Genomic DNA, 12,673 nt, shown 5'->3' on the forward strand with positions numbered 1-12,673 from the left:
GCGGCGCCGCACCTTGCGCTTGAGGTTCAGGCGCATCGCGCAGTACACCCGGTACACACGCTTGTGGTTCCAGCCGTGCCCGTCCTGACGCAGCCGGTCGAAGCACTTCCAGAACCCCCAGCGTGGGCGCTTTTCCAGCATGCCGTTGATCGCCTGGATGACCGGCGCATCCTTGGCCGCCTGGTCCGTCGTGGGCTTGTACAACGCCGACCGCGGTAGCCCCACGGCCTAGCAGGCGCGCACTCGGGACAGATGGTGTTCGTCGACCATGATCTGCACCGCAGCTCGCCTGGCGATCGGCGTCACAATTTTCGCGACAGCACGTCCTTGATCGCGGCGTTCTCCAGTGCCAGGTCGGCATACATGCGTTTGAGCCGCGCGTTCTCCGCCTCGAGCTCCTTGACGCGCTTGAGCTCGTTGACGGACATGCCCGCGAACTTGCTCTTCCACTGGTAGTACGTCGCCGAGCTGATGCCGTGCTTGCGGCAGACCTCCGCCACGGCCAGCCCCGTCTCGCCCTCGCTCAGGATCGCCAGGATCTGGCTCTCTGTGATTCTCGACTTCCTCATCGCTCTTCCTCGAAGATGCGGAAGTCTCCACTTTCAGGTTGTCTACTCAGCGGGGGAGCTTACGCGCGTGCTTGATGCGGGCGGCGGCAATGCGGGCTTTGAGCGGGTCGCAGAGGGCGAGGAGTTCGGTGACGCTGGCGACGATGCGACGTTGCTTGGCTAGGGGCTGAACGGGAAACGCGCACGCACGCAACGGCGTGATGTTGATCGACGCGAGGTTCGTCGTCTGCTTGGATGCGCCAGTGAAGTAGTCGCGTGCCACCGGGCTGTTGAGATACAGCTCAACCCACTGCAGGTCGAGTTCATCCGAACACGGCCGCGCACGGAAGACATAGCTCTGATGCAGGCACAGCGGCAGATCGTCGGCCCACATCGCAGTGCGGCCAACCTTGTCCCAATCGCCTCCCTCGGTGATCAGCAGGTCGCCGGCTTCGAGTCGGTACTTCTCGATCTCGTCGCCCGGAATCTCTTCTTGCTCACGACGCTCCCTGGGCGCCGGTCTGGGGCCGGCGATGCCCATGGATTCTGCCGTCCGCCTTGCGTGGGCCCTGAGCCTCACCCCACCCGATCCAGCAGCATCGCATCCCCATAGCTGAAGAAGCGGTAGCGCTGCGCCACCGCGTGGGCGTAGAGGGCCTGCATGCGGGCGTGGCCGGTGAAGGCGCTGACCAGCATCAGCAGCGTGCTCTTGGGCAGGTGGAAGTTGGTGACGAGGCGCTCGACCACGCGGAAGCGGAAGCCGGGGGTGATGAAGATGTCGGTCTCCTGCGCGCCGGGGGCGGGCAGGCCGTCGGGGGTGTTGCGGGCGGCGGATTCGAGCGCGCGCAGCGTGGTGGTGCCGACCGCGACGATGCGGCCGCCGGCCGCGCGGGTGCGGGCGATGGCGTCGACGGTGGCGGCCGGCACCTCGAAGCATTCGCTGTGCATGCGGTGCTCGCTCAGGCGCTCGGCCCGCACCGGCTGGAAGGTGCCGGCGCCCACATGCAGGGTGACGGCGGCGCGCTGCACGCCGCGCGCGTCCAGGGCGGCCAGCACGCCTTCGTCGAAGTGCAGCGAGGCGGTCGGCGCGGCCACGGCACCGGGCGCGCGCGCGAAGACGGTCTGGTAGCGGCGCGCGTCCTCGGCATCGTCGGCATGGGTGATGTAGGGCGGCAGCGGCACGTGGCCGCAGCGGGCCAGCAGGGCCAGGGCCTCGCCGGGGAAGGCCAGGCGGAAGAGGCTGTCCTCCGGCCCGCAGCGGCCCAGCACCTCGGCGCGGAAGCCGGGGGCGCCGTCGCGGCCATCGAAATCCACCGCCTGCCCGGCCTTGGGCGATTTGCTGGCGCGCAGATGGGCCCAGACCTCATGCACCCCCTCCGGCGTGGCCGGTGCGGGCAGCACGCGCTCGACCAGGGCCTCGACCCGGCCGCCGCTGGCCTTGGCGCCATGCAGGCGGGCGGGGATGACCTGGGTGTCGTTGAAGACCAGCAAGTCGCCCGGATTCAGCAGCGCGGGGAGCTCGCGGAAGACGCGGTCGGCGAAGGGCTCGGCCCGGCCGTCGAGCAGGCGCGAGGCGCTGCGCTCGGCCGCCGGATGCTGGGCGATCAGCTCGGGCGGCAGGGTGTAGTCGAAATCGGCGAGGCGCAGCTCGGGGGAGGCTTGGGGGGTGGCGCTCATGCAGGGGCCCGGCTGGACCGGCCGGGTCGGAGAGAGAACAGGGGGGAAGGGGGCGGGAGGGGCGGAGGCCCCGCGCGCCGCAGCCGCGATGATGCCGCCGGCCTGAGCCGGACGCCGTCAGGCCCTGCGGCGCTTGGCCTGACGGCTGAGCGGCGCGCCCGGTCGGGCCGGCCTCGGCAGAATGCCGCGATGCCTGCCGCCTCCGCCCCGCCGCCCGCTGCTCCGCGCGGTCGTCGCGCGGCCCCGGCGACGGTCGAGGCCCGGCCGGCCGCCAAGTCCGCACTCAAGCCCCTGTCGGCCCCGCAGCGGGCGATGGAGCGCCTGGGCCTGACCCGGCCGATCGATCTGGCCCTGCACCTGCCCCTGCGCTACGAGGACGAGACCCGCCTCACCGCCATCGCCGCCGCCCGGCCCGGCGAGACCGTGCAGGTGGAAGGCACGGTGCGCGAGGCGCAGGTCGAGCTGCGCGGCCGCCGCCAGCTCGTCGTGCGGCTGGCGGACGCCAGCGGCAGCCTGATGCTGCGCTTCCTGCACTTCTACCCGGCGCAGCAGAAGCTGATGGCGCCCGGCGCCCGGCTGCGGGTGCGCGGCGAGCTGCGCGGTGGTTTCTTCGGGCCGGAGATGGTCCACCCCACCGTCAAGGCGGTGACGGACGACACCCCGCTGGCCGCTGCGCTGACGCCGGTCTACCCGGCCAGCGCGCAGCTGCCGCAGGCCTATCTGCGCAAGGCCGTGGCGGCCGGACTGGCGCGGGCGCCGCTGGACGAGATCCTGCCGCCGGGCGTGGTGCCGGCCGGCCTGCCGACGCTGCGCGAGGCCCTGCGCTTCCTGCACCATCCGGCCCCCGAGGTGGCCCTGGCCACGCTGGAGGATCACAGCCATCCGGCCTGGCAGCGCCTGAAGTTCGAGGAGCTGCTGGCCCAGCAGCTCGCGCAGCTGCAGGCCCGCCGCGAGCGCGCCCGCCAGCGCGCGCCCGTGCTGCGCGGCCGGCCCGGCGGCCTGCATGAGCGCTTGCTCGCCACCCTGCCCTTCGCCCTGACCGGCGCGCAGCGCCGCTGCGCGGAAGAGATCGCCGCCGACCTGGCCGGCCTGGCGCCGGCTGGCGCCGACACCCCGCCGCCGGCCGGTCCCAGTCCCATGCACCGCCTGCTGCAGGGCGACGTCGGCTCGGGCAAGACGGTGGTGGCTGCGCTGGCCGCCGCCATCGCGCTGGATGCCGGCTGGCAGTGCGCGCTGATGGCGCCCACCGAGATCCTGGCCGAGCAGCATGCGCGCAAGCTGGTCGACTGGCTGGTGCCGCTGGGCGTGGGCGTGGCCTGGCTCAGCGGCAGCCGCAAAGGCAAGGCGCGCCAGGCCGAGCTGGCCCGGGTGGCCAGCGGCGCGGCCCAGCTCGTCGTCGGCACCCATGCCGTGATCCAGGACGAGGTGCGCTTCGCCCGCCTGGGCCTGGCCATCGTCGACGAGCAGCACCGCTTCGGCGTGGCCCAGCGCCTGGCCCTGCGGCGCAAGCTGGCCGGCGCCGACGCCCTTCCGGGGGCCGAGGTCGCCAGGCCATCGGGCTCAGCGTCTGAGCCCCACCTGGAGCCGCACCTGCTGATGATGAGCGCCACGCCCATCCCCCGCACCCTGGCGATGACGCTGTTTGCCGACCTGGACCTGAGCACGCTCGACGAGCTGCCGCCCGGCCGCACCCCCATCGTCACCAAGGTGCTGGCCGAGGCCAAGCGCGAGGCCGTGATCGAGCGCATCCGCGACGAGGTGGCCCAGGGCCGGCAGGTCTACTGGGTCTGCCCCCTGATCGGCGAAACCGCCGAAGGCGAGGCAGGGGCCGGGGCCGAGCTTCCCGCCGTCGAGCCCCCGCCCCGCCCCCGCGCCCGCCGGGGCGCGGCCGCCGCCGGCGGCGAGCCGCCCGAGCTGCGCGACGTGATCGCCACCCATGCCGAGCTGTGCGAAGCCCTGGGAGGCCGCGTGCCGGCGGGGCCGGCCTCGGCCGAGGCGTCGCCTGCCCTGCCCGGGTCGACGGTCGATGCGGTGCCCCAAGGGGTGGCTGCGTCCTCGCCCGCGGGGACGTCGGCTGCGCCCGCGCCCCTCGTCGGCCTCATCCACGGCCGCCTGCCCGCCGCCGAGAAAGCCGCCGTCATGGCCGACTTCGCCGCCGGCCGCACCCGCCTGCTGGTGGCCACCACGGTCATCGAAGTGGGCGTGGATGTGCCCAAGGCCAGCCTCATGGTCATCGAGCATGCCGAGCGCTTCGGCCTGGCCCAGCTTCACCAGCTGCGCGGCCGGGTGGGGCGGGGCTCGGTGGCCAGCGTCTGCGTGCTGATCTACAGCCCGCCGCTCTCGCCCACCGGCCGCGAGCGCCTCAAGGCCATGGCCGAGACCACCGACGGCTTCGAGATCGCCCGCCGCGACCTGCAGATCCGCGGCCCCGGCGAATTCCTCGGCGCCCGCCAGAGCGGCGTCGCCCTGTTGCGCTTCGCCGACCTGGAGGAGGACAGCGCCCTGCTGCAGCAGGCCCGCGAGCTCGCCCCCCGCCTGGCCCAGCGCGACCCGCGCATCGCCCAGGCCCAGATCGACCGCTGGCTGGGCTCGCGGCAGGAGTTCATGAAGGCCTGAGCGACTCACTTATTTGCCGCTCCTTCCGGTGCGGCTTGCTTGGCCTTGTTGGTCGCCTTCCTCTCAAGTTCTATTGCAAAAGCTTTATTCGCAAAAAGTGCATCCAGTCCCGTATTTTCGACATATTTTCCGAGAGCGCCATCCGCTTGCTCTAGCCCGCCAATCAAGCTGCATGCGCCGTGGTATGTGATGGCGTCAGCGATGGCGCCTTCAAGGGTGTAGTCTCCTTTGGCGTCTTTGCGTGCCTCAAATATTTTCTCCATGATGTCGCTGCGTCGCTTGCTGATCCCTTTGACGATGACTTGTGCGGCAACGTCGGCGTAAAAAGAGTGATTCGCTTCAGCCCGAACGCCGCTGGCCGTTCCTGAAAGGGCTGAAAGATAAGACGCCGCGCCCCCAGTGGTTACGGCCCCTGCTGCCCCGAAAAAGGTTGCGGCAGACCCGTACCAAAAGTTGAGATTGGACTGCTTTCTCTTCAAGATGGTCTTGTACTCTTCGCATCGACTGTTTGAGGCCATGATGATGCGGTCTTGAATGCGATTGCGTTCAGCGGATGGGAAAGGAGACGCCTTCTCTGCTAGAACCTGTTCCAGAAGTGCTTTATCAGTTTGCGTGTTGGCCTTCCCGCCTTTTCTTGCTCCCGGCTTGATTAGCTCAATGAGGTCAACTTCGCCAATCGGTATGGTGTCGCCAAAAGGGTCTTCCGAACTGTACTTGGTGCTTTTTACTGCGTCATTGAGGGTTGTGCAGCCAGCTGATGCCAAGGCTCCCGTGATGGCTGCGAAAACATAGATGACTCTCATGGATTCCTCCCGGATTGATATGGTGCGTTGTCATCGTTATTGGTCTCAGGTGTTGCAGCAACACACACCGATTGGTGCTTGGAGGTCGGTGCGAGATCAACTACAAACAATGTTTGTTTTGGTGAGTTGGCTTACAGAAGCTTGTAGGATTGCTGAATGACCCTCACCGAACTCCGCTACATCGTCGCCGTCGCGCGCGAGCGGCATTTCGGCCGCGCGGCCGAGGCCTGCTTCGTCTCGCAGCCCACGCTCAGCGTGGCCATCAAGAAGCTGGAGGACGAGCTGGACTGCAAGATCTTCGAGCGCGGCAGCAGCGAGGTCTCGGTCACGCCGCTGGGCGACGAGATCGTCCGCCAGGCGCAGTCGGTGATCGAGCAGGCGGCCGCGATCAAGGAGATCGCCAAGCGCGGCAAGGACCCGCTGGCCGGCCCGCTTCGCCTGGGCATCATCTACACGATCGGGCCCTACCTCTTGCCGGAGCTGGTCCGGAACGCGATCGACCGTGTGCCGCAGATGCCGCTGATGCTGCAGGAGAACTTCACGGTCAAGCTGCTCGACATGCTGCGCACCGGTGAGCTGGATGCGGCCATCCTGGCCGAGCCTTTTCCGGACACCGGCCTGGCCGTTGCGCCGCTCTACGACGAGCCCTTCATGGTGGCCGCACCGGCCACGCATGCCCTGGCCCGGCGCGCATCCGTCAGCGCCGAGGAGCTGAAGCAGGAAACCATGCTGCTGCTCGGCAACGGCCACTGCTTCCGCGACCACGTGCTGGAGGTCTGCCCCGAGTTCGCCCGCTTCTCCAGCGATGCCGAGGGCATCCGCAAGAGCTTCGAGGGCAGCTCGCTGGAGACGATCAAGCACATGGTCGCGTCCGGCATGGGCGTGACGGTGGTGCCGCAGCTCAGCATCCCCGAGGCCGGGCAGGCGCCGGCCAATCCGCACCTGCGCTACATCCCCTTCAGCGATCCGGTGCCCACGCGCCGCGTGGTGCTGGTCTGGCGCCGCACCTTCACCCGCTACGAGGCCATCGCCGCGCTTCGCAATGCGATCTACGCCTGCGCGCTGCCCGGCGTGAAGCGGCTCACGGCCTGAGCCTGGTCTGAAGAAGGCGCGCCCCGCGGCCTGGATCGCAGGCGGCGGGGCGCGTGGGCTTCAGCGGGGCCCGGGATCACCGGGCCGGGCGTCGGGCTGCAAGGGGTGGCGGCCGATCGCTTCGAGGAAGCTCGGGGCGTCAGCGCAGGTCGTAGCGGTCCAGCTCCATCACCTTGGCCCAGGCCTGGGCGAAGTCCTGCACCAGCTTGGCTTCGCCGCCGGCTTCGGCATAGACCTCGGCCAGCGCGCGCAGTTGCGAGTTGGAGCCGAAGACCAGGTCGACGACGGTCGCCGTCCACTTCAACGCACCCGTCTTGCGGCAACGGCCTTCGAGCACGCCGGCCTGGCTGGCCGAGCGGCTCCACTCGGTGTCCATGTCGAGCAGGTTGACGAAGAAGTCCTTGCTCAGGGTTTCCGGCCGCTGGGTGAAGATGCCGTGGCGCGAGCCGTCGAAATTGGCATTCATCGCCCGCAGGCCGCCCACCAGCACCGTCATCTCGGGCGCGCTCAGGCCCAGCAGCTGGGCCTTGTCGACCAGCAGCTCGGCGGCCACGTCCTCCAGGCCCTGGTGCACATAGTTGCGGAAGCCATCGGCCAGCGGCTGCAGCACGGCGAAGGACTCGACATCGGTCTGATCCTGGCTTGCATCCGTGCGGCCGGGGGTGAAGCGCACGCTCACGGTGTGGCCCGCCTTCTGCGCGGCGGCTTCCACCGCGGCGCCGCCGGCCAGCACGATGAGATCGGCCAGGGAGATCTTCTTGCCGCCCGAGGCGCTGGCGTTGAAGTCCTTCTGGATGCCTTCCAGGAGGGCGAGCACCTTGCCCAGTTCCGCCGGCTGGTTGACGGCCCATGCCTTCTGCGGCGCCAGGCGGATGCGGGCGCCGTTGGCGCCGCCGCGCTTGTCGCTGCCCCGGAAGCTCGAGGCCGAGGCCCAGGCCGTGCGCACGAGCTGGGCGATCGACAGGCCGGAGGCCAGCACCTTGGCCTTGAGCGCGGCCACGTCGGCGGCATCGACCAGGGCATGGTCGACCGCTGGTACCGGGTCCTGCCAGATCAGGCTTTCCTGCGGCACGAGCTTGCCGAGGTAGCGGCTGCGCGGGCCCATGTCGCGGTGGGTGAGCTTGAACCAGGCGCGGGCGAAGGCGTCGGCGAAGGCGGCCGGGTCGGCCAGGAAGCGGCGCGAGATCTTCTCGTAGGCGGGATCCATGCGCAGCGCCAGGTCGGCGGTGGTCATCATCGGCGCGTGGCGCTTGGACGGGTCGTGGGCGTCGACCACATCGTCGGCGCCCGCGCCACCCTTGGGATGCCACTGGTGGGCGCCGGCCGGGCTCTTGGACAGCTCCCACTCGTACTTGAAGAGGGTCTCCAGGTAGCCGTGGTCCCAGGTGGTGGGGTGGGGCTTCCAGGCGCCCTCGATGCCGCTGGTGATGGTGTCGCCGCCCTTGCCGCTGCCGTGGCGGTTGGCCCAGCCGAAGCCCATCTGCTCCAGCGGCGCGCCTTCGGGTTCGGGGCCGACGTTGGAGGCCGGGGCGGCGCCGTGGGCCTTGCCGAAGGTGTGGCCGCCGGCCACCAGGGCCACGGTCTCCTCGTCGTTCATGGCCATGCGGGCGAAGGTCTCGCGGATGTCATGCGCGGAGAGCAGCGGGTCGGGCTTGCCGTCCGGGCCTTCGGGGTTCACGTAGATCAGGCCCATCTGCACGGCGGCCAGGGGGTTGGCCAGGTCGCGCTTGCCGCTGTAGCGGCTGCCCGGCTTGTCGCTGGTGGCCAGCCATTCGGCCTCGGGGCCCCAGTTGATGTCGATCTCGGGCTCGTAGATGTCGGGGCGGCCGCCGGCGAAGCCGAAGGTCTTGAAGCCCATGGACTCCATGGCCACATTGCCGGCCAGCACGATGAGGTCGGCCCAGGACAGGTGCTTGCCGTACTTCTGCTTGATGGGCCACAGCAGGCGGCGGGCCTTGTCGAGGTTGCCGTTGTCGGGCCAGCTGTTGGTGGGGGCGAAGCGCTGCGCGCCGGTGCCCGCGCCGCCGCGGCCGTCATGGATGCGGTAGGTGCCGGCGGCATGCCAGGTCATGCGCACGAAGAAAGGACCGTAGTGGCCGTAGTCGGCCGGCCACCAGTCCTTGGAGTCGGTCATCAGCGCCTTCAGGTCGGCGACGACGGCATCCAGGTCCAGCTGCCTGAAGGCCTCGGCGTAGTCGAAGGCCTCGCCCATCGGGTTCGCCCGGGCCGACTGCTGATGCAGGATGGACAGGTTCAGTTGCTCGGGCCACCAGTCGCGCGGCGTGCGTGCCCGGGTGGACAGGCTGGGCGCGAGGGCGCCGCTTGCGTAGGGGCACTTGGCTTCGTTGGACATCGATCTCTCCTGCAGCATGTTGTGGGGGTCGGACAGTGCGAAGGCAGTCTAGAAGTGGCCCCCGGGCCGGGCAATGAAACTTCGGCAATCGCGGCGATAAGGCTTTTGTCCGCTGCCGTGGCGCGGGGTGCCGGTTGCGCGGGCCGGTGAACCTGCGCGGCTTGGCCGGCTCTGAGGGCCACGTCCAGACTGCCTTCGGCCATGCCCGATCCCATCCCGCCTGCCTCCCTTCGCCAGCGCCTCGGGGCCGCCCTGCGCGCCCGCCTGCCCCGCCTGCCCCGCCTGCGCCGGGAGGACCTGGCCCGCCTGCCGCTGATCGGCCGCCTGGCCGCACCCCTGGGTCGGCCGGCCTTGTGGCAATGGCGGCGCGAGCCGGTGGCACGTGGTGCGGCCATCGGCGCCTTCTTCGCCTTCGCGACGCCGGTGGCGCAGATCCCGGCGGCCCTGCTCTGTGCCCTGCTGTTCCGGCTGCACCTGCCGACGGCGGCGCTGGCCACCTTCGTCAACTCGCCGCTGACCTTCGGCCCGGTCTATTACGCGGCTTACCTGCTCGGCGCCTGGCTGCTGGGCCTCAACCCCAGCGCGGCCGAGGCCGAGGCCGCCGCGGCCGGCGTCTCCGGCGGGCCGGCCTGGGGCGAACGGGCCCTGGCCCTGCTCAGCGGCTCGCTGGTCTTCGCCGTGCTGGCCGCGCTCATGGCCTATGCCCTGGTGCAGGGCGGCTGGGCCTGGGCCTTGCGCCGCCGGGCCCGGCGCATCCGTGCCCTCCGGCAGGTCGATGCCCGGGCCCGCCCCCGTGGCGGCGCGGGCTGCGCCTGACACGGCACACTCGCCGCCATGCCCACGCCCGCCGCGCCGCCCCTGCTGGTCTTCGACCGCGTCGGCCTGCGCCATCCCGGCGGCCGCCAGGCGCTGCAGGATTGTTCGCTGCAGCTGGCCCCGGGCGAATTCCTCGCCCTGCTCGGCCCCTCGGGCTGCGGCAAGAGCACGCTGCTGCGCCTGGCCGCCGGCCTGATCGCGGCCAGCAGCGGCCACGTGCAGTCGCCGGCCCTGGCGCCCGGCCGCGAGGGCGGCACGGCCATGGTCTTTCAAAGCCCGGCCCTGATGCCCTGGGCCAGCGTCGAGGCCAATGTGATGCTGCCGCTGCGCCTGCGCGGCCGGCCGCAGGCCGAGGCCCGCGCGGCGGCGCGCGCGCAGCTCGCCCAGGTCGGTCTGGCGGGCTGGGAGGCGGCCCGGCCGGCCGAGCTTTCCGGCGGCATGGCGATGCGGGTGGCGATCGCCCGCGCCCTGGTGCAGCGGCCGCGCCTGCTGCTGATGGACGAGCCCTTCGCCGCGCTCGACGAGCTCAGCCGCCAGGCCCTGCAGGCCGAGCTGCTGGCCGGCTGGCAGGCCAGTGGCTGCGCGGTGCTCTTCGTCACCCACAACGTGGCCGAGGCGGTGGTGCTGAGCCAGCGCGTGGCGGTGATGGGCCGCAGCCCGGGCTGCATCGTGGCCGAGCACCGCATCGATCCGCCGCCGCCGCGCGCCGCCGATTTCCGCCACAGCGATGCCGCCGCCGCCCATGCCCGGGCCCTGTCGGCCGCCCTCGCCGCGGCCCAGGCGGCGCCCCAGCCGGCATGAGCACGTCGACCCCTGCCCGCCGCCCGCGCCGCGGGCCCGATCCGCTGCCCGTCCTGGCCCTGCTGGTCCTGGCCGGCGCCTGGGAGCTGCTGGTGCGATGGGCCGAGCTGCCGGCCTACACCCTGCCCGCGCCCAGCCGCATCGCCCTGACCCTGTTCGAGCAGGCCGGCCCGCTGGCCGCCAGCGCCTGGTTCACGCTCAAGGTGACCGGCGGCGCGCTGGCCCTGGCGGCGGCCGGCGGCGTGCTGCTGGCGGCGGTCTTCGTCACCCTGCCGGTGGTCGAGCGGGCGCTGTGGCCGCTGGCCGTGGCGCTGCAGGTCACGCCGCTGGTGGCGATCGCGCCGCTGATCCTGATCTACCTGGAAAGCACGACGGCCGCGCTGCTGCTCTGCGCCTGGCTGGTGGCCTTCTTCCCCCTCCTGGTCAACACCCTGGCCGGGCTGCGGGCGGTCGATCCGCTGCTGCTCGACCTCTTCCGCCTGCAACGCGCCAGCGCCTGGCAGCGCCTGTGCCTGCTGCGCCTGCCGACGGCGCTGCCGCACCTGCTGGCCGGCCTGAAGATCGCCAGCGGCCTGAGCCTGATCGGCGCGGTCAGCGCCGAGATGGTGGCCGGTGCGGCCGGCCGGGAGACCGGCCTGGCCTCGCGCATCCTGGAGGCCAGCTTCCGCACCGAGACGCCGAAGATGTTCGCCGCCCTGCTGCTGCTGGTGCTGATCGGCTGGGCCCTGCATGCCGGCTTCGAGGCCCTGGCCCGCCGCCTGCTGGGCCCCGCCGCCCGCGACTGAAACCCCGACACGCCATGTCCCTGTCCGCTACCGACCGCCGCCGTCACCTGGGCCAGCTCGTCGCCCTGGGCCTGGGGGCGGCCGGACCCCTGCGCGCGCAGCCGGGGGGCCTGGAGCCGGTCCGCTTCGCGACCAACTGGCGCGCGCAGGCCGCGCACGGCGGCTTCTACCAGGCCCTGGTCGACGGCGGCTATGCGCGCGCCGGGCTGGACGTCAGCATCCTCCAGGGCGGCCCGCAGGTGAACAACCGGCCGCTGCTGCCGGCCAAGCGCATCGACTTCCTGATGAGCGGCAACCTGCTGCACAGCTTCGACAACCAGCGCAACGGCGTGCCCACGGTGGTGGTGGCCGCCGTGTTCCAGAAGGACCCGCAGGCCCTGATCGCCCACCCCGGCCAGGGCCACGAGCGCTTTGCCGCGCTGAAGGATGCGCCGGTGGCGCTGATCGCCAAGGACGCGCAGTACACCTGGTGGGCCTGGCTGAAGTCGCGCCACGGCTTCCGCGACGAGCAGCTGCGGCCCTACACCTACAACCTCGGCCCCTTCCTGGCCAACAAGCGTGCGATCCAGCAGGGCTATGCCGTGGCCGAGCCGATCTATGTGAAGCAGCAGGGCGGCTTCGAGCCGGTCGTGCACCTGCTGGCCGACCACGGCTTCTCCACCTACAGCACCCTGATCGAGGCCCATGCCGACACGGTGAAGCAGCGGCCCGACACGGTGCGGCGCTTCGTCGAGGCCTCGCTGGCCGGCTGGCGCCGCTACCTGGAGGGCGACCGCCGCGCCGCCCACGCCCGCATGCGCGCGGACAACCCGGAGCTCGGCGAGGCCGAGCTGGAGGCCTCGGTCGCGCTGATCCGCCGCCTCGGCCTGGTCGAGGGCGGCGATGCACCGGCCCTGGGCCTGGGCGCGATGCGGCTGGAGCGCATCCGCGACTTTCTGGCGCAGATGGTCGATGCCGGCCTCTACCGGCCGGGCGAGATCGACGCCACGCGCATCGCCGAGCTGGGCTTCGTCAAGCCGGGCCCGGTCCGTCCTCCGCGCTGAGGCGTCCGCGCGGCATGCGCTTTGCGTGACATCGATCACGCGGAGGCGGTGTTTCCACGCCGTTTCCTGGGCCTGCGGTGTGAGCTTGAAAGAGGCGTGAGCAGAGGTTTCCGAATCTCACGCCTGTGCAAGGAAGTTG

The 12,673-nt window shown here is 71.2% G+C and carries 10 protein-coding genes and 1 pseudogene; 6 read left to right on the top strand and 5 right to left on the bottom strand.

Annotated features, from left to right (window positions below; translation table 11 throughout):
• From H4F90_RS15560 to queA, 3 genes and pseudogenes are all read right to left on the bottom strand, one after another.
• Window positions 1-569, bottom strand: a pseudogene (locus H4F90_RS15560) (transposase); the annotation flags it as partial.
• Between the two features lie 46 nt (window positions 570-615).
• Window positions 616-1,089 carry a restriction endonuclease subunit S domain-containing protein gene (locus tag H4F90_RS07515; RefSeq protein WP_182663136.1) on the bottom strand — a complete coding sequence of 158 codons (474 nt, stop codon included), beginning with the start codon at window positions 1,087-1,089 and terminating at the stop codon, window positions 616-618.
• Between the two features lie 35 nt (window positions 1,090-1,124).
• Window positions 1,125-2,225: a tRNA preQ1(34) S-adenosylmethionine ribosyltransferase-isomerase QueA gene (gene queA / locus H4F90_RS07520; RefSeq protein ID WP_182663138.1), complete on the bottom strand. Its 1,101-nt coding sequence runs from the start codon at window positions 2,223-2,225 to the stop codon at window positions 1,125-1,127.
• 189 nt (window positions 2,226-2,414) lie between these two features.
• Here queA and H4F90_RS07525 point away from each other — a divergent pair, with 189 nt between their 5' ends.
• The gene (locus tag H4F90_RS07525) at window positions 2,415-4,841 is read left to right on the top strand and encodes an ATP-dependent DNA helicase RecG (RefSeq protein WP_182663140.1); all 2,427 of its coding nucleotides are present in this window, start codon (window positions 2,415-2,417) and stop codon (window positions 4,839-4,841) included.
• A gap of 5 nt (window positions 4,842-4,846) precedes the next feature.
• Here H4F90_RS07525 and H4F90_RS07530 read toward each other — a convergent pair whose 3' ends face one another.
• Window positions 4,847-5,644 carry a hypothetical protein gene (locus H4F90_RS07530; protein ID WP_182663142.1) on the bottom strand — a complete coding sequence of 266 codons (798 nt, stop codon included), beginning with the start codon at window positions 5,642-5,644 and terminating at the stop codon, window positions 4,847-4,849.
• A gap of 156 nt (window positions 5,645-5,800) precedes the next feature.
• On the opposite strand from H4F90_RS07530, the gene H4F90_RS07535 reads away from it, so the two are divergent.
• Window positions 5,801-6,736, top strand: a complete 936-nt coding sequence (locus H4F90_RS07535) for a hydrogen peroxide-inducible genes activator (RefSeq protein ID WP_182663144.1) — start codon at window positions 5,801-5,803, stop codon at window positions 6,734-6,736.
• Between the two features lie 139 nt (window positions 6,737-6,875).
• Here H4F90_RS07535 and katG read toward each other — a convergent pair whose 3' ends face one another.
• Window positions 6,876-9,089: a catalase/peroxidase HPI gene (katG, locus tag H4F90_RS07540; RefSeq protein WP_182663147.1), complete on the bottom strand. Its 2,214-nt coding sequence runs from the start codon at window positions 9,087-9,089 to the stop codon at window positions 6,876-6,878.
• A 201-nt stretch (window positions 9,090-9,290) separates the two neighbouring features.
• On the opposite strand from katG, the gene H4F90_RS07545 reads away from it, so the two are divergent.
• The 4 genes from H4F90_RS07545 to H4F90_RS07560 are packed head-to-tail and all read left to right on the top strand — an operon-like array spanning window position 9,291 to window position 12,534.
• Window positions 9,291-9,905: a DUF2062 domain-containing protein gene (locus H4F90_RS07545; RefSeq protein ID WP_182663149.1), complete on the top strand. Its 615-nt coding sequence runs from the start codon at window positions 9,291-9,293 to the stop codon at window positions 9,903-9,905.
• 18 nt (window positions 9,906-9,923) lie between these two features.
• Window positions 9,924-10,706, top strand: a complete 783-nt coding sequence (locus H4F90_RS07550; RefSeq protein WP_182663151.1) for an ABC transporter ATP-binding protein — start codon at window positions 9,924-9,926, stop codon at window positions 10,704-10,706.
• Complete coding sequence (locus H4F90_RS07555; RefSeq protein WP_182663153.1) at window positions 10,703-11,491, top strand: ABC transporter permease; 789 nt, start codon at window positions 10,703-10,705, stop codon at window positions 11,489-11,491. The genes H4F90_RS07550 and H4F90_RS07555 overlap by 4 nt, the downstream gene beginning before the upstream one ends.
• A 14-nt stretch (window positions 11,492-11,505) precedes the next feature.
• Window positions 11,506-12,534, top strand: a complete 1,029-nt coding sequence (locus H4F90_RS07560; protein ID WP_182663154.1) for an ABC transporter substrate-binding protein — start codon at window positions 11,506-11,508, stop codon at window positions 12,532-12,534.
• The last annotated feature ends 139 nt before the right edge of the window (window positions 12,535-12,673 follow it).

Origin of the sequence: Aquariibacter albus (assembly GCF_014145335.1) — a bacterium.
Classification (GTDB): domain Bacteria; phylum Pseudomonadota; class Gammaproteobacteria; order Burkholderiales; family Burkholderiaceae_C; genus Aquariibacter; species Aquariibacter albus.